Annotated in this window: 16 protein-coding genes and 1 pseudogene; 7 read left to right on the top strand and 10 right to left on the bottom strand. The window is 64.3% G+C overall.

Features of this window, described 5'->3' with window-relative positions:
• Positions 1-172: 172 nt before the first annotated feature.
• The 3 genes from AB3X96_RS00065 (at position 173) to argC (ending at position 2,597) form a co-directional block, all read left to right on the top strand.
• Entirely contained in the window at positions 173-769 is a 597-nt protein-coding gene (locus tag AB3X96_RS00065) for a YbhB/YbcL family Raf kinase inhibitor-like protein (protein WP_368588151.1), read from the top strand.
• Between the two features lie 90 nt (positions 770-859).
• Positions 860-1,432, top strand: a complete 573-nt coding sequence (locus tag AB3X96_RS00070; RefSeq protein WP_368588152.1) for a flavodoxin family protein — start codon at positions 860-862, stop codon at positions 1,430-1,432.
• Positions 1,433-1,649: 217 nt separating this feature from the next.
• Positions 1,650-2,597 carry an N-acetyl-gamma-glutamyl-phosphate reductase gene (argC, locus tag AB3X96_RS00075; RefSeq protein ID WP_368588153.1) on the top strand — a complete coding sequence of 316 codons (948 nt, stop codon included), beginning with the start codon at positions 1,650-1,652 and terminating at the stop codon, positions 2,595-2,597.
• 373 nt (positions 2,598-2,970) lie between these two features.
• Here the strand turns inward: argC and AB3X96_RS00080 are convergent, their stop codons facing one another.
• Together AB3X96_RS00080 and AB3X96_RS00085 are read right to left on the bottom strand one after the other, a co-directional pair.
• Positions 2,971-3,606, bottom strand: a complete 636-nt coding sequence (locus AB3X96_RS00080) for a LysE family translocator (protein ID WP_368588154.1) — start codon at positions 3,604-3,606, stop codon at positions 2,971-2,973.
• A gap of 108 nt (positions 3,607-3,714) precedes the next feature.
• Positions 3,715-4,584 carry an NAD(P)-dependent oxidoreductase gene (locus AB3X96_RS00085; RefSeq protein WP_176110071.1) on the bottom strand — a complete coding sequence of 290 codons (870 nt, stop codon included), beginning with the start codon at positions 4,582-4,584 and terminating at the stop codon, positions 3,715-3,717.
• A gap of 93 nt (positions 4,585-4,677) precedes the next feature.
• Between AB3X96_RS00085 and AB3X96_RS00090 the strand changes: the two genes are divergently transcribed.
• Together AB3X96_RS00090 and AB3X96_RS00095 are read left to right on the top strand one after the other, a co-directional pair.
• Positions 4,678-5,436 carry a Mut7-C RNAse domain-containing protein gene (locus AB3X96_RS00090; RefSeq protein WP_368588155.1) on the top strand — a complete coding sequence of 253 codons (759 nt, stop codon included), beginning with the start codon at positions 4,678-4,680 and terminating at the stop codon, positions 5,434-5,436.
• A 53-nt stretch (positions 5,437-5,489) separates the two neighbouring features.
• Positions 5,490-5,768 carry a hypothetical protein gene (locus AB3X96_RS00095; protein WP_176110069.1) on the top strand — a complete coding sequence of 93 codons (279 nt, stop codon included), beginning with the start codon at positions 5,490-5,492 and terminating at the stop codon, positions 5,766-5,768.
• Positions 5,769-5,919: 151 nt separating this feature from the next.
• Here AB3X96_RS00095 and AB3X96_RS00100 read toward each other — a convergent pair whose 3' ends face one another.
• Positions 5,920-6,129: a hypothetical protein gene (locus tag AB3X96_RS00100; RefSeq protein WP_018432578.1), complete on the bottom strand. Its 210-nt coding sequence runs from the start codon at positions 6,127-6,129 to the stop codon at positions 5,920-5,922.
• A gap of 270 nt (positions 6,130-6,399) precedes the next feature.
• Positions 6,400-7,153 (bottom strand): annotated as a pseudogene (locus AB3X96_RS00105) (IclR family transcriptional regulator C-terminal domain-containing protein).
• A 235-nt stretch (positions 7,154-7,388) separates the two neighbouring features.
• Between AB3X96_RS00105 and AB3X96_RS00110 the strand changes: the two are divergent.
• On the top strand, positions 7,389-8,318 hold the full coding sequence (locus tag AB3X96_RS00110; RefSeq protein ID WP_368588156.1) for a DMT family transporter: 930 nt from the start codon (positions 7,389-7,391) through the stop codon (positions 8,316-8,318).
• A gap of 78 nt (positions 8,319-8,396) precedes the next feature.
• Here AB3X96_RS00110 and AB3X96_RS00115 read toward each other — a convergent pair whose 3' ends face one another.
• The 3 genes from AB3X96_RS00115 to AB3X96_RS00125 form a co-directional block, all read right to left on the bottom strand.
• Positions 8,397-8,648, bottom strand: a complete 252-nt coding sequence (locus tag AB3X96_RS00115) for a hypothetical protein (protein WP_176110066.1) — start codon at positions 8,646-8,648, stop codon at positions 8,397-8,399.
• Positions 8,649-9,429: 781 nt separating this feature from the next.
• Entirely contained in the window at positions 9,430-10,302 is an 873-nt protein-coding gene (locus AB3X96_RS00120) for a DUF2242 domain-containing protein (protein WP_368588157.1), read from the bottom strand.
• 197 nt (positions 10,303-10,499) lie between these two features.
• Positions 10,500-11,177 (bottom strand): lytic transglycosylase domain-containing protein, encoded by a 678-nt coding sequence (locus tag AB3X96_RS00125; protein WP_368588158.1) that lies wholly within the window; start codon positions 11,175-11,177, stop codon positions 10,500-10,502.
• Positions 11,178-11,588: 411 nt separating this feature from the next.
• Between AB3X96_RS00125 and AB3X96_RS00130 the strand changes: the two genes are divergently transcribed.
• Positions 11,589-11,849, top strand: coding sequence for a DUF6723 family protein (locus AB3X96_RS00130; protein ID WP_176124588.1), 261 nt, complete (start codon positions 11,589-11,591; stop codon positions 11,847-11,849).
• Positions 11,850-11,899: 50 nt separating this feature from the next.
• Here the strand turns inward: AB3X96_RS00130 and AB3X96_RS00135 are convergent, their stop codons facing one another.
• From AB3X96_RS00135 to glmU, 3 genes are all read right to left on the bottom strand, one after another.
• The gene (locus AB3X96_RS00135; protein WP_368588159.1) at positions 11,900-12,499 is read right to left on the bottom strand and encodes a rhomboid family intramembrane serine protease; all 600 of its coding nucleotides are present in this window, start codon (positions 12,497-12,499) and stop codon (positions 11,900-11,902) included.
• A gap of 208 nt (positions 12,500-12,707) precedes the next feature.
• Complete coding sequence (gene glmS, locus AB3X96_RS00140; protein WP_368588160.1) at positions 12,708-14,525, bottom strand: glutamine--fructose-6-phosphate transaminase (isomerizing); 1,818 nt, start codon at positions 14,523-14,525, stop codon at positions 12,708-12,710.
• A 59-nt stretch (positions 14,526-14,584) separates the two neighbouring features.
• Positions 14,585-15,946, bottom strand: coding sequence for a bifunctional UDP-N-acetylglucosamine diphosphorylase/glucosamine-1-phosphate N-acetyltransferase GlmU (gene glmU / locus AB3X96_RS00145; RefSeq protein WP_368588161.1), 1,362 nt, complete (start codon positions 15,944-15,946; stop codon positions 14,585-14,587).
• Between the last annotated feature and the right edge of the window lie 104 nt (positions 15,947-16,050).

A 16,050-nucleotide genomic window follows, 5' to 3' on the forward strand; every position in this document is an offset into this window, starting at 1 on the left:
TAATCCTCTTACTATAGCTGATTTCCTATCTGCTAATTCCGCGGGACGCGAACAGATTGCGTCGCAGAGCTAATCAGCGCTGGTGTTAGACTTTATTCGACCTTGGGGCACAATTCAGGACAACGACCATCGCGAGGACCCGCGCCTCGCGCCCTGACAGGAGAACCGGCATATGCGCGTGCGTTGCCTGGTTGTTTCGTTGGCTTCATCCCGGTGGCATCGATCGCTCGCCGTCGGTGCGATGCTCGCACTATTGGCGGCGCATAGTGCCGGTGCCGGCGCCGACGAGCCGTTCACGCTGACGAGCGCGAGCGTGCGCGCGGGCGGCGCCGTGCAGAATGCGCAGGTGTTCGACCAGAGCGACTGCAAGGGCGGCAACCGGTCACCGCAGCTCTCATGGCGCGCCGCACCGGCCGGCACGCGCGGCTTCGCGATCACGATGTTCGACGAGGACGCGCCTGGGCGCGGCTGGTGGCACTGGGCGGTCGCGGGCATCCCAGCCACGGTCGATGGCCTGCCCGAGAATGCCAGTTCGTCCGGTTTCCTGCGCAAGCTCGGTGCGGTCGAAGCGCGCAACGACTTCGATACGGACGGCTATGGCGGCCCGTGCCCGCCGCCCGGCAAACCGCATCGCTATATCATCACCGTGTACGCGCTGAACTCGGCCGATCTGCGTCTCGCGCAAGGGCGTCCCGCGTTGATGTTCGATCACGAGATCGGCACGGCCGCGATCGGCAGCGCGAAGCTGGTGGTCAATTACGGGCGCTAGTGGCGGCCAGCGCGGTCGTCATGGCGCGCCGCCGCGCCGCATCGCGTTTCGTCTCCCATCACCTTCCGGGTCGCCTTGCTGGAGCAGTCCATGTCGAAGATCGTCATCGTTTATCACAGCGGCTACGGCCATACGAAGAAGGTCGCCGAAGCCGTGCTCGCGGGCGCGCTCGAAGCCGGTGCGCACGCGAAGTTGATGCCGGTGGGCGACCTCGACGACGCCTCGTGGGACGAACTCGCCTCGGCCGACGCGCTGATCTTCGGCGCGCCGACCTACATGGGCGGCCCGTCGGCCGACTTCAAGAAGTTCGCCGATGCGAGCTCGAAACCGTGGTTCGCGCAGGCGTGGAAAGACAAGATCGCGGCCGGCTTCACGAACTCGGCGACGATGAACGGCGACAAGTTCTCGACGATCCAGTACTTCGTCACGCTGGCGATGCAGCACAGCATGATCTGGGCGGGCACCGGCATGATGCCGTCGAACACGAAGGCCGCAACGCGCAACGATCTGAACTTCGTCGGCGGCTTTACCGGCCTGCTCACGCAATCGGCGGCCGATGCGTCGCCCGACGAAGCGCCGCCGCCGGGCGATCTCGAAACCGCGCGCCTGTTCGGCGCGCGCATCGCGGGCGTCACCGCGCGCTGGATCGCGGCGCGCGGTTGATGGCAGAGCGGCCTGAACGGCGCCGAAGCGGCGTCGCGCCGCATCTGTAGTGCATCTTCGGTCATCAGCCCGCATTTGCCGCACAACGGGTCACGCCGATGTCACGTTGCGCGGGCATCGTCGTTTTTTCGCGCTGCACCGCACGGTCGCGGCGATGACGTCTTAAAATAACGTTCCGGCGCGGCGTCGCGCCCCGTTTCCAGCGAGTGAGAGTGAGATGAGCACGAAAGTTTTTGTCGACGGACAGGAAGGCACGACCGGCCTGAAGATTTTTGAATACCTGTCGCAGCGCGCCGACGTCGAAATCCTGCGTATCGAAGAAGCGAAGCGCAAGGACTTGGACGAGCGCCGTCGTCTCATCAACGCATCGGACGTCACGTTCCTGTGTCTGCCCGACGTCGCCTCGCGCGAATCCGCTTCGCTCGTCGAGAACGACCGCACGGTGCTGATCGACGCGAGTACCGCATTCCGTACCTCGCCCGACTGGGCCTACGGCCTGCCTGAGTTGGCCCGTTCGCAGCGCGAGCGGCTGCGCACCGCCAAACGCATCGCCGTGCCGGGCTGCCACGCCTCGGCGTTCGTGCTCGCGATGCGCCCGCTCGTCGAAGGCGGCGTCGTCGCGCCCGAGTTCGCCGCGCACGCCTACTCGATCACCGGCTACAGCGGCGGCGGCAAGAAGATGATTGCCGACTACGAAGCCGGCGGCAACGACAGGCTGAAGAGCCCGCGCCCGTACGCGCTCGGCCTCACGCACAAGCATCTGCCGGAAATGGCCGCGCATACGGGCCTGAAGTCGGCGCCGATCTTCACGCCGATCGTTGGCGACTTCTACAAGGGCCTCGCGGTCACCACGTACTTCTCGCCGGGCCAGCTCGCGAAGAAGACGACACCGCAGGACGTGCAGGCTCTGTTCGCCGAGTACTACGCAGGCGAAGCATTCGTGCACGTCGCACCGTTCGACGCCGACGCGAACCTCGACACCGGCTTCTTCGACGTGCAGGCGAACAACGACACCAATCGTGTCGATCTGTTCGTGTTCGGCAATGAGGAGCGCTTCGTGACCGTCGCGCGTCTGGACAATCTCGGCAAGGGCGCGTCGGGCGCGGCGATCCAGTGCATGAATCTCGCGATCGGCGCGACCGAAGACAGCGGTTTGAAACGCTAAGCGAGTCGACCCGCGAGCCTCGCTGCGAGCCTACGAAAAAGCCAGCCGGTCTACAAAGACCGGCTTTTTCGTTTTAATACCGCGAACCCGGTCACTTCCTTCGTGGCCGCGTCGTATAAGTTCTGAGCTTGATTTTCCGCGGTCGCGGCGGTGGTGTTTTGCGCACACGCGGCGAATTCCAGGCAAAAAAAAGCCCGCCTAGGTTGGCGGGCTGAATCCATATCAGAGGAGACATGGAGGAGACAAGACGTACTATAGCAAACCGCTTGGTGCGTTGCAACATGCAAATTAGGGTTGACCCTCGATGTTGCAAACATACAACGGCCACACAAACACGCTTCAGTTTCCCCTTGTCTGCCAGCAGGCGCGGTGCTCAGTGCCGCACCAGCGCCATCATCGCGCCGAAACCCACGAATACACCACCCGTCAGCCGGTTGAACATCCGCGCGACGCTGCGGCTCTTCAGCTTCGCGCCGATGCGTGTACCAAAACCCGCGTACACCAGATACCAGCTGACCTCGATCAACGCGAACGTCGCGAGCAGCACGCCGAACTGCGACAACTTCGGTTCGGTGGCATCGATGAATTGCGGCAGCAGCGCGGCCGCGAACAGAATCGCCTTCGGATTGCTGCTCGCGACCAGAAAGCCGTTGCGAAACAGCGCGAAGCGCGAGCGCGCGGGCCTGACCGCCAGGTCGTCGACGGTTTGCGCGGCGGCTTCGTCAGCCGGCGCGCGCCATGCCTTGATGCCCAGATACACGAGGTAGGCCGCGCCGATCATGCGCAGTGCGTTGAACATGGTCGGCCATGCCGCCAGAAACACGCCGAGTCCCGCCGCCGATACCGCCAGCATCAGCACCAGCGCCGACAGACAGCCGGCCATCGTCGCGCTCGCGCGGCGCAGACCGTGCTGGGCGCCGTGCGTCATCACGAGCAGCATGTTGGGACCGGGAATCGCGGAAACGACGAAAACGGTGGCGACGAACAGCCACCAGGTATGCAGAGTCATCGAGGTCGGGTGTAGGGAAATCGGGCGGCCATTATGCCTTGCCGCCCGGCATGACTCCATGCGGTCACATTGGGTCGATCGCTCCCGTGCGGCGATCGACGGCCACGATCAACGGCCGGCGCGCCGCGCGGCCACCTGGCCCAGCACCGCGAAATCCTTCTCGCCGTCGCCGTGCGCGATCGCCTCGATCAGGCTGTCGCGCACCACGCTTGCGACCGGCATCGGCGTCGTCACCGCATCGGCGGCGGCGAGCGCGAGGCGCACGTCCTTCAGTCCCAGACGCGCCTTGAACAGCGCCGGTTCGAAGCGCTGCTCGGCGATCAGCTTGCCGTAGCCCGAGTACACCGGCCCCGGGAACAGGCCGCTCGTGATCACATCGAGGAAGTCCTGCATTCCGACGCCGTGGCCCGTCACGAGCGCGGCCGCTTCGCCGAGCGACTCGATCGCCGCGCCGAGCATGAAGTTCGCGGCCAGCTTCATCACGTTCGCCTGCTGCGGCAGCGAGCCGATGCGCCAGGTCTTCTGGCCGAGCACGTCGAAAATCGGCTGGATCCGGTCGATCGATTCGGCCGGGCCGCCCGCGACGATCGTCAGCTTGCCCGCCGCCGCGACGTCGGGCCGCCCGAGCACCGGCGCGGCCACATAGTGCACGCCGCGCGACGCGTGCGCGGTCGCCAGTTCCTCGGCGAGCGCCACGGAAATCGTCGCCATGTTCGCGTGGATCAGCCCGCGCGGCGCATGTTCGAGCAGCGACGCGGTGATGACTTCGCGCAGCGCGGCATCGTCGGCGAGCATCGAGAACACGGCGTCGCCCGCAAACGCTTCAGCCGGCGTGGCGACCACTTGTGCGCCCAGCGCGGCCAGCGGCTGAGCCTTCTCCGGCGAGCGGTTCCACACGCGCACCTGGTGCCCGGCTTTCAGAATGTTTGCAACCATCGCGGCGCCCATCTCGCCGAGACCGATAAAACCGATGTCCATCTATCGCTCCGTCTTCTAAAGAAACCGAAGTAAAGCACACTCATGCGACACGCGCAGGACAACCCGCAGCCCTAGCGGTGCGATACTGCAGGCATGGTCACTGCGACATTCCGCTTCTACGAGGAGCTGAACGACTTCATCGCCCGGCCGCTGCGCCGGCGCGCGTTCACCTGCGTCTGCGCGCGCGACGCGACGACCAAGCACATGATCGAAGTGCTCGGTGTGCCGCATACCGAGGTCGAGCTGATCCTCGTGAACGGCGAGTCGGTCGGTTTCGATTATCCGCTCGCCGACGGCGACCGCGTCGCGGTCTATCCAAAGTTCGAGGCGCTCGACATCCAGCCGCTGCTGCGTGTGCGCGAGCGTCCGTTGCGCGTGATGCGCTTCATCGCCGACGCGCATCTCGGCGGCCTCGCGCCACTATTGCGGCTTGCGGGCTTCGATACGCTGTACGACAACCACTTTCCCGACGCCGATATCGAGGCGCTCGCCGCCACGCAACAGCGCATCGTGCTAACGCGCGACCGCGAGCTGCTCAAACGCCGCAACATCACGCATGGCTGCTATGTGCGCGCGCTGCGGCCGCGCGAGCAGTTGCGCGAAGTGTTCGAGCGGCTCGATCTCGCGCGCAGCGCGCAACCGTTCCGGCTATGCCTGGTATGCAACGCGCCGCTGCGCCGAATCGGGCGCGAGGAAGCCGGCCCGCGTGTGCCGCACGGCGTGCTGCAGCGGCATAGCCGCTTCGTCACCTGCGATGTATGCGGACGGGTGTTCTGGGAGGGCACGCATTGGCAGAGAATGCGCGCGTTGATGGACAGCGTCTCCGTCAGCGCGCGGGAGCGAGTCGGCTGACGTCGCGCGCTTGCGTACAATGCGGGTTGATCTATTTGGCAGAGGCCTTTCCGATGGCGATGAAAAAAACCGACCTTGAAAAGAACAAGGCGCTGAAACTGGGCAACGCGATGAAGCAGGCGGCCGCGAACCGCGGCGGCAAGAACGCGGCGACCGAGCCGAAAGTCGACCGGCGCGAGCAGCGCAAGCTCGATCAGGCGCAAGGCCTCGTCCCGTTTGCGTGCAAGCTCAATAGCGGGCTGGTGGAAGAATTGAAAACGCGCGCCGCCACGCATCCGGACGGCCTGAACGGTTTGCTCGATGAAGTGATCCGGCGCGGGCTCGCGGGCTGATCTTCCCGCGCGCAATATTCGCCGCAAATGCAAAAAGGCCAGAGCTCGCGCTCTGGCCTTTTTGCTTGCAACGCATCCGCCTTCACCGGCTGCATCGACCGGCAAGCGGCCCGGTGCAGCGGTATGGGACGCCCGACGAGCGGGCGTCGGCTTAGTTCTGCGTGCCCTTGTCGTTCGTGCCAGCGGCCGAAGCTGCAGCGGAAACGTGTGCCTTCTTGCCGTGGGTCTTCAGTTGCTTGATGTGGTGCTTCTTCGGTGCGCTTGCTGCTTCCGTAGCTGCGGCATCCGATGCCTGTGCGAAAGCCTGAACGGAAACGAGTGCGATCGAAGCGGCTGCGAGCGAGACGATAACTTTTTTCATGTGTTGATCCCCAAACCAGACGACCTAGTCAATGTGAATGAATACAACAGCTGCACGGTAGAGCGGGCCGGACTTCGAGGCGCCTTGTGCTCCCCGCGGGAGAGTATTACCCAAGCGTAGGCGGTTTGTCATGCGCAAAACTCGATATGTATTTTCCGGGAGACAGCCTGCTTTCAGCGTGCTTGCATCGACCTGCAAGTTGCACCAGGGACACTACCAACTCCCCCGTGAAGCCACCTGCCGCGCGCCTCGCCGACCGCTTCGCCGCGCTCAAACAAGGTTCCGCAGCAGGCTCGCGGTCTCCTGCAGCGCCGGCAAAACGCGGTGCAGCGCGGCGTTCGCCGACTCCTCGCCGATCGGCATGCTGACGCTGATCGCCGCGACCACAGTACCGTGCCGGTCGCGCAACGGCGCCGCGACGCCGCGCACCCCGATCTCGAGCTGCTGGTCGGTGACCACGTAGCCGTTGCGGCGGATTTCGCCGAGCACTTCCCTGAGCCGGTCGACCGTCGAATAGGTGTACGGCGTAAAAACCTTGATCGGATACGACGCGAGCCACGGGTCGATGCTGTCGGGCGGCTGAAACGCGAGCAGCACGAGCCCCGCCGACGACAACGGCGCCGGCGCGCGCGAGCCGGTCACGAAGCCGAACCGCCATCGCCCGATTCACGCCGTTGCGCGCGACGTAGACGGCGTCGTATTCGTCGAGAATCGCAACCAGCGCGGTTTCCTGCACGGTCGCGGTGATCCGCTGCAGGAACGGCTGTACCGTGCGCGGCAGCCGCGCCGAATCGAGGTAAGACTGCCCGAGCCGCAGCACGCGGGGCGCGAGCCAGAAAAGCTTGCCGTCGGTGTCGACGTAGCCGAGCTCGCGCAGCGTCAGCAGATAGCGGCGTGCGGCCGTCCGTGACAGGCCGGCGCGCGCGGCGACCATCGTCGGAGTCATGCGCGCGTGTTCTTCGTCGAATGCTTCGATGATCGCGAGCGCCTTCGCGGCGCCCGCGATCCAGTCCTTGTCGTCCATTTCGTTTGCTCGTGGAAGGAGCCAGGGATCGCGGTCCGGTTTGCAAGTCGCCTGATCACAGCGGTCCGCACGGCGGCGACCGCGGCCGTTGCGCGATTATCGCGCGGCTCGCGGGCTTTGCCTGCCCGGCGTGCGAGGCCCGCGTATCATGTGAGCGATTCCTTACGGGCTGCGCACCGCGTGGCGCGCCCTTGCGGCTTCCCAGCCCGATCCACACGACAAAACAGAACAAACCTTGAATCCCGACACCCGCCAACACCTGCGCGCGAACGTGCTGATGCTGATCGCCGCGATGATCTGGGGCTCCGCGTTCGTCGCGCAGCGACTGAGCCTCGATACGATCGGCCCGTTCCTGTTCACCGGCTTGCGCTTTTTGCTCGGCGCGCTCGTCGTGCTGACGATGATCGTCTGCGTGCGCCGCCCGGCGCTCGCCGAACTGACGAAGCGCGCGCCTGGCGGCGCCCGCGAACTGCTTGGCGCGGGCGGGCTGCTCGGTGTCGTGCTGGCCGTGTCGATCTCGCTGCAGCAGATCGGCCTGCAGTACACGAAGATCGCGAACGCGGGCTTCATCAGTTCGCTGTATGTGGTGATCGTGCCGCTGCTCGGCGTGCTGTTTCGCCACCGGACCGGCCTCGGTACATGGCTTGGCGCGCTGCTCGCGGCCGTTGGCATGTACTTCCTGAGCGTCGACGAGCACTTCTCGATGCTGTACGGCGACTGGTATCAGCTCGCCGGGGCGCTGGTGATTTCCGCGCAGATGATGCTGGTCGGCCGCTTCGCGGCGCGCCACGACACGCTGATGCTCGCGCTTGTGCAGTTCGTGACCTGTGGGCTCGTGTGTCTGTCGATTGGCCTCGTCGTCGAGCCCGTTAGCGCCGCGGTGATTGTGCGAGCCGCGCCGACGATCGCGTACGGCGGTGCATTATCGGTGGGCGTCGCGTATACGATCCAGGTGGTCGCGCAGCGCTATGCGGCGCCTTCGCACGCGGCGGTGATTTTCAGCATGGAAGGCGTGTTCGCGGCGTTCGCGGGATGGCTCGTGCTCGGTGAGACGCTGACGGCTCGCGCATTGTTCGGCTGTGCGCTGATGCTCGCGGGATTGATCGTGTGTCAGGTACTGCCGGGCTCGAAACGCGCCCGGCAGCGTGCTCCGCAGGGGTTGTGACTGACAGTGGTTAAAACGATTCGACGCCGACGCTCGGTGCGCGACGCGCACCGGCAGGCGTCTTGCCCATTCGCCCAACTATGCCGCGCGCGGATGAGCGAATAGGCTCGGCGTATCGGCGGTCGGCGGAAACACACACCAGCAGCCGTCGTCGTGCCGAAAGAAGAACAAACCGCGCGCGCCCTCTTCCGACGAAGTTTCCACCCGCACATAACGCCGCCCGCCGGTGCGCGTGCGGCTGAACTCCGTCACGTGAACCGGCTCCGCCGGCGATGGCGAAAGCCACTTGTCGACCAGAAACCGCAACGACTGTTCGCTCGCGGTTCTCATGATCTGCTCCGGAACAGCTTGTCGCGCTGCGCATTGCGCATGGACTCGGGACTGTCGTCGTCGCAAGTGGTGTCGCCGTTCTCGGCCGCCTCGGCGGCTGCCAGCGCCATCATCCGATTGGTTGCGGCCGCCCGCAACGATCTGCAATGGGCCGCATGTCGAAGGTCCGACAGAAGACGGACTAGCTGTCGTGCTGATCTGCGTTTCATACATCCCCCGCACTGCACCAGAAACCTCACAAAGCACTTTAACTCTATGCCGGATTGTTCGCTCGGCAAATGGTTTTTGACGAAATAGCAACAGTTGCGCTTGCAATAAGAAGCCGCGCAATCTTCGTACCGCGTCATCAATGTGCGCGTTCGGTGGCCGAAACTCTGTGCGTTTGCGAGCGCTTCGCATCGCGCGAAGCGCAGGTGCGAGCAACGGCAAACGTAGTTCGGAGGCGATGGTTATCCACAGCGACCTCTGAATAACTTCGGGATAGCACGACGAACAGCCTGTGCGCGAAATCTTGATAAGGCGGGGGTCGGTTAACGGGTGTTCGAACTTATCCCAGTTATGTAGTTTTTCTACCGACGTGTTCCGCAGGGTTATCGGTTTCGCATGATGTTGAAGCGGCGGGACATTTGCGACTTATCCACAGAATCGGTTAACCCTTGTTAACTACTACTACGTATGTATACGTATCAAGTAAACACCATAAGGTGAATCTGGCTGCGCGCCTGAATCAAAGGCTGATCGGATCTTGATCCGCCTCGATGCGAAAGCCGCTGCGCCGCTGTCACGGCACCGGAGACGACGTGCCACTCGCGGGTTCGATCGCAGCGGCCTGGCCAATCGGGTCGGTTGGTTGGACCGCAGAGGTTGGCGACGGCGTCGTTAGCGAAACCGGTGCGGGCGCGGTTAACTGCACTGGGGCGGGCGCTGATTGGACCGGTTGAACCGCAGATGGCTGCGTCGCCTGAACCGACACTGCCGGCGTCGCCTGAACGGCAGCGGGAGTCGCCGCCGGTACCGGCTCGGGGACCGGATCAGGAATCGTCAGCTGGAGCGGCGTGGCTACCTGCATTGGCAGCGTGCGCGTTTCGATCGAGCTGCTCGTCACCGGCTGCGTCCGCACGACGGTCTGCAAGTAGTGATCGACGAGGCTGAAAAAGCGGTCGTAGAACTTCCCAGACGGGATCGTTTCGCTCGAGATCTTCACCATCGCGTCGCTATTCGAGCGAATCGGCAGCGACAGCGAACCGAGCACGCTGAGCCCGACGCTCGCCGACGTATCGCTCTTCTTCAACGCGAAGCCGTTCTGCACCGCGTTCACATAAACGATGCTGGTATTGGCCGCCTCTTCGCCGGGCGTGCAGACGACGTGAAATTCGACGACCACGTGTGAATCGCCGGTCGGTTGAAAATTCTTCGTGCCGTCGACGGTATCGGGGCGCGACATTGTCGTCAGATAGCCTTGACTCAGCAGTGCGCGGCGCGCGGCTTCGCAGCTATCGCCGGTACTCGAATTGAAATTGCGCGCGTACGGGCTTGCGCCGGTTTCGAACAGTTCCTGCGTGAACTTGGGTTGCGGCGTGCTGCTGCTGCATGCCGTGAGCGCGAGCAGCCCGAACAGGGCCGCGGCGGTGGTGCGGGAGAAGGGGGTCTGCATGATCAGGTGCAAGAAGCGCCTCGTGAGCGCGAATGGGAATGCATTGTAGAGCGGGCAGCGCTATGTGCGTAAAAAGCGTGCAAGCCGGAGCCCGAACCCTATTACGTCATGTAACACGGCATATCAACTGGATGCACCCCGCCCGGCCTCCGCAGCACGTACGGGCGAAAACGGGAGTAGAAACCGCGCGAGCGCGCCTAGTTCGATGTAGTGCGCGTCGAGCCCGCTGTCGCGGCCGAACTCGACCCAGAGGCCGTGGTGGCCCCGCTCGCCGCAGGTGCCACAGGTGTGGTGAGCGCCGCCGGTAGGCTGAATGCGTCGGCCCACGGGTTCGCACCGGCGCAACGATCCGCCTCGCACGACGCGGGCCGCCCGGCGGCTCCTGAAGCGCCGTCCGCGGGCGTCGCAACCGCTGCGAAATCTTCGACGCGCAGATTCACCTTCTGCGCATAGGCCTTCGAACCGCCATAGCTCTTCAGTGCCGTATTCAGATCGCCGTTCGCCGAGCGCATGTAGCCGTACAGGATCGCCGAACCGGCTTCGATGTTCGCACCCGGTTCGGTCAGGTCCTTCACGTTGCGCAGCAGCCCGCGGTGCGCCTGCGGCACGACCTGCATCAGCCCTGTCGCGCCATTGGCGCCGCGGGCCTTTTCCTTGAAGCGGGATTCGATCGAGATGATGGCGAGCAGCAGCGCCGGAGGGAGGGAGTATTTGTTGGCAGCGGATTGCACCGCGTCGGAGATCTTTTGAGCTTTTTCTTTGCCCACACCGAATTTCTGCGTCAGGTACGCCGATATTCGGTCGGTGTTTTCGTCGGCCGCCGCGGTTTGCGCGAGGCCGAGCGAAAGCACGATCAGACAAAGTAACCGGCTCATGGTGGACGTTAGGGGAAGCAAAGATCCGCGCATTATAGCTCCGAGGTGCACTGCGGAGCCTCTCTTCGACAGTTTTTGTCTTTTAAATCAAGGGTGACCAGAACTCTTCGCGTTTTTCGATCCGCTCCGTTCACGCCAGGCTGCTCGATATGACAGATGCGCAATTGCCGCCGGCGGCGTCGTCGAACAGCTTTTCGCCTCGCAACTCTTGTGCAGTTAGTTGCACTTTGTCGAGGTAGCAATCGAACTTGCTCGTGCGGATGAGAGCTCGGGTCTTCGCGCTCGAAGCGCTCGATCGCGTGGCGAGGGGGCCGCTCGCTTCATCGTTCGCGCGGATTTGAGACAATGCACGTCGTCGGCCGTGCGTATCGCGTTGCGCACCGCCTCGATGAACAACCGATGTTTTCAGCTATGAGCAAGACCGCGTTTATTCCCAGCGTCCCGGGCACATCGGACGACGACTTCGAGATTTCGGCGAGCGCGAAGATGGCCGGCTACCGGCGCTTCTTCGGCGTGTTGAAGGTCGTGCGCACGACCGACGGCCGCGTGCTGTTTCCGTTCGACGGCGCGCCCGAACTCGGCCCGCATCCGAGCCGCGTCGAAGCACTCGCGGCCGCGCAGGTGTACGGCGAACACATCGTCGCGAGCGATCTGGCGCGGCCGGAGTTGTAGGCCGAGACGCCCTCGAACCGGGTCCATTCCAACGAACGGCGAGGTCTCCGTCAGCGCGCCCGCACCCGGCGCGCAGCCCCGGCTCCCGAGCGTGCCGCGAGCACACCGCCGATCACGCCGCCGACATGGCTCTGCCACGACACATCGGGATAGATCGGCAGCACACCGAACAGCAAACTCAGACCGTAGCTGCCGACTACGACTAGAGCCACGAGGATCGACGCCAGATTGCGCGTGAAGTAGCCGCGTGCGACCAGGTAACCCGCATAGCCGAACACCAGTCCACTCGCGCCGATATGCACCGAATACGGCGCGCCGAACAGCCACGCGCAAAGACCGGCGCCGAGCATCGCGCCGATGGTCGCGCGCCAGAAGCCGCCGATGTGCGGCCACGTACACAGCCAGCCCAGTACGACGAGCCCACTCGTGTTGGCCGCGACATGCCCGACGCTCGCATGCAGCCACGGTGCGAACAGAATCCCTTGCAAGCCGCCGAACGTACGCGGCACGACACCGTGTTCGTCCAGATGCAGGAACGGCAACGCAACCGACAGAAAGAACACGGCCCACATCGAACCGACGAACAGCGCGATCAGTACGACTCGCGACTTGAGCTTCCCGGTGAGCGTGTTGCGAGATGAGGTCTTCATGGTGACGTGGCCACGGGATGTCGACAGAGGGTAGTCGATGTGGCGTCGTCACGTCGAGGCATCGTGGAACGACAGATGCCGATTTGAGCGGTGGATGTTTCGTCAGCCGCACCGCACCGAATGGCGCTGCGGCTGATTTGGCGGGAGCCGGCGGCCCGGTTCGTCGCCGACCGTCGTCGTCGTCGTCGTTACGTCTTCTGCTTCGTCGTCACTCCACCGTCACCGACTTCGCCAGATTGCGCGGCTTATCCACATCGGTGCCACGCGCACACGCGGTGTGATACGCGAGCAACTGCAGCGGCACCACGTGCAGGATCGGCGACAGCAAGCCATAGTGCTCCGGCATCCGGATCACATGCAGCCCTTCGCCATTGACGATCTTCGTATCCGCATCGGCGAACACATACAGCTCGCCGCCGCGCGCGCGCACTTCCTGGATGTTCGACTTCAGCTTTTCGAGTAGCGCGTCGTTCGGCGCAACCGTCACCACCGGCATCGCTTCGGTCACGAGCGCCAACGGCCCGTGCTTCAGCTCGCCAGCCGGATACGCCTCGGCGTGGATATACGAAATTTCCTTGAGCTTCAGCGCGCCTTCGAGCGCGATCGGATAATGCATGCCGCGTCCGAGGAACAATGCGTGTTCCTTGCGCGAAAACTCCTCCGACCAGGCGATGATCTGCGGCTCCAGCGCGAGCACGCTGTTCAGCGCGGCCGGCAGGTGGCGCAACTGCTTCAGATAACTCGCTTCCTGCTCGTCGCTCAAACGTCCGCGCAGCTTCGCGAGCGTTGCCGCCAGCGTGAACAGTGCGACCAGCTGCGTCGTGAATGCCTTGGTCGACGCGACGCCGATCTCGCGGCCCGCATGCGTGAGGAACGACAACTCGGTCTGCCGCACCATCGCGCTCGTGCCGACGTTGCAGATCGCGAGCGTGTGCTGGTGGCCGAGTTCCTGCGCGTGCTTGAGCGCCGCGAGCGTGTCGGCGGTTTCGCCCGACTGCGAGATCACCACCACCAGCGACTTCGGATTCGGCACCGACTCGCGATAGCGATACTCGCTCGCGATCTCGACCTGAGTCGGAATCTTCGCGACCGATTCGAGCCAGTACTTGGCGGTGAGTCCCGAGTAGTAGCTCGTGCCGCACGCGAGAATCAGCAGGCTGTCGATGTCCGCGAACACCTGGCGCGCGCCTTCGCCGAAGATCGACGCATCGAACGCGTCGGCTTGCGGAATCGTGTCGGTGATCGCGCGCGGCTGCTCGAAGATTTCCTTCTGCATGAAGTGGCGATACGGGCCGAGTTCGACCGCACCGCCATAGGCTGCGACCTGACGCACCTCGCGTTGCGCGATCTCGCCCTGGCGATCGGCGATGCGCACGCCATCGAGCGACAGTTCGCAGACGTCGCCTTCCTCGAGGAAGATGAAGCGCTCGGTGCTGCCGGCGAGCGCGAGCGCGTCCGAGGCCAGGAAGTTTTCACCGTCGCCGAGTCCGACCACGAGCGGCGAGCCCTGGCGGGCGCCGACCACCGTATGCGGCTGGTCCTTATGCAGCACCGCGATCGCATACGCGCCGTGCAGTTGTGCGATCGCCTCGCGCACCGCGGCGAACAGGTCGCCGCGATACAGGCTATGGATCAGGTGAGCAATAACCTCGGTGTCGGTTTGCGACACGAACTCATAACCCTTGCCACGAAGCATTTCGCGCAAGGTCTCGTAGTTCTCGATGATGCCGTTGTGTACCAACGCCAGCGCGTCGCGCGAGAAGATCGGGTGCGCGTTGTCGGTGACCGGCGCGCCATGCGTGGCCCAGCGTGTATGCGCGATGCCCGTCACGCCTTCGAGGTGACCTTCGCGCACCTGAGCGTCGAGGTCGGCGACGCGCGCGACGCTGCGTGCGCGGCTCGGCCCGCGAGCGCCAAGCACGGCGACGCCGCACGAATCGTAGCCGCGATATTCGAGACGTCGCAGTCCTTCGATCAGGACGGGAACGATATTACGTTGCGCAACCGCGCCGACAATGCCGCACATGGTGTATTCCTTTTCAGTGCCGAATTCAGTGAGCGCGCCTCGTGGGCACGCCATATCGATCAGCTTTTCTTTTTGACTGGGCGCACGTAGCCCGTCTTGCTCGTCTGGGTTTTATCGTTCAACACCAGCGCATTCGCGGCGACGTCTTTCCACACCGTGGTGCCGGCCGCGATCGTCGCGCCGCGCTGCACGCGCACCGGTGCGACCAGTTGCGTGTCCGAGCCGACGAACACGTCGTCCTCGATCACGGTGCGGAATTTATTGGCGCCGTCGTAGTTGCAGGTGATCGTGCCCGCGCCGATATTCACGCGCGCGCCGACATCCGCGTCGCCGATGTAGCTGAGGTGGTTGGCTTTCGAGCCATGACCGAGCACAGCGTTCTTGATCTCGACGAAGTTCCCTACATGAGACTCGTCTTGCAGCGCCGCGCCTGTGCGCAAGCGCGCATACGGACCGACAACGGCTTTCGCGCCGACTTGCGCGCCTTCGATGTGCGTGAACGCATCGACCCGCGTACCCGCGCCGATTCGCGCGTTGCGAATCACGCAGTTCGGCCCGATGCTGACGTTGTCAGCGAGCGACACGCTGCCTTCGAACACGCAGTTGATGTCGATCGATACGTCGCGGCCGCATTCGAGCGTGCCGCGCACGTCGACGCGCGCGGGGTCGGCGAGCGTCACGCCCGCGACGAGCAGCGCGTCGGCGACGTTGCGCTGATGAATCCGCTCGAGTTCGGCGAGCTGCTGTTTGCTGTTGACGCCGAGCGTTTCCCACTCGTCGTCGGGCTGCGTGGTGACGACTTCGAGGCCGGCTTCGATCGCCATCTCGACCGCGTCGGTCAGATAGAACTCGCCTTGCGCGTTGTCGTTCTTGAGCGCCGCGAGCCAGCCGGCAAGGCGCGCGGTCGGCGCGACGATGATGCCGGTGTTGATTTCAGCGATCTTCAGCTGCTCCGGATTTGCGTCCTTCTGCTCGACGATGCGCTGCACGTTGCCATGCTGATGGCGCACGATGCGGCCGTAGCCGTTCGGGTCGTCGAGCGTGACGGTGAGTACGCCGTAACCGTCCTGCCCGGCGCGCTCTGTCAGTGCGCGCAGCGTTTGCGCGCGCGTGAGCGGCACGTCGCCATAGAGCACCAGCGTGGGCAACGAAGGATCGAGCAGCGGCAGCGCCTGCTGCACCGCGTGGCCGGTGCCGAGCTGTTGCTCCTGCACCGCGAACTGGATATCGGGCGCCGCGACGGCTTCGCGCACGGCTTCGGCGCCGTGGCCGATCACGACGATCAGGCGCGCGGGCTTCAGCGCGCGGGCGGTGTCGATGACATGAGCGAGGAGCGGCCGGCCGGCCAGAGGATGGAGCACCTTGGGAAGCGCGGACCGCATGCGCTTGCCGGTACCTGCCGCCAAAATGACGATGTTCATGGCGTCGGCAAATAGACGAGTTTGGAGCGCACGATTCTATCATGCTGCACCTGCAAAAAAGGCCGCAAACGCGGCCTCGGCGGGGCGTGCAAGCCAGCGGAAAA

This window comes from Paraburkholderia sp. BR13439 (genome assembly GCF_040948805.1).
Taxonomy (GTDB): Bacteria; Pseudomonadota; Gammaproteobacteria; order Burkholderiales; family Burkholderiaceae; genus Paraburkholderia; species Paraburkholderia youngii.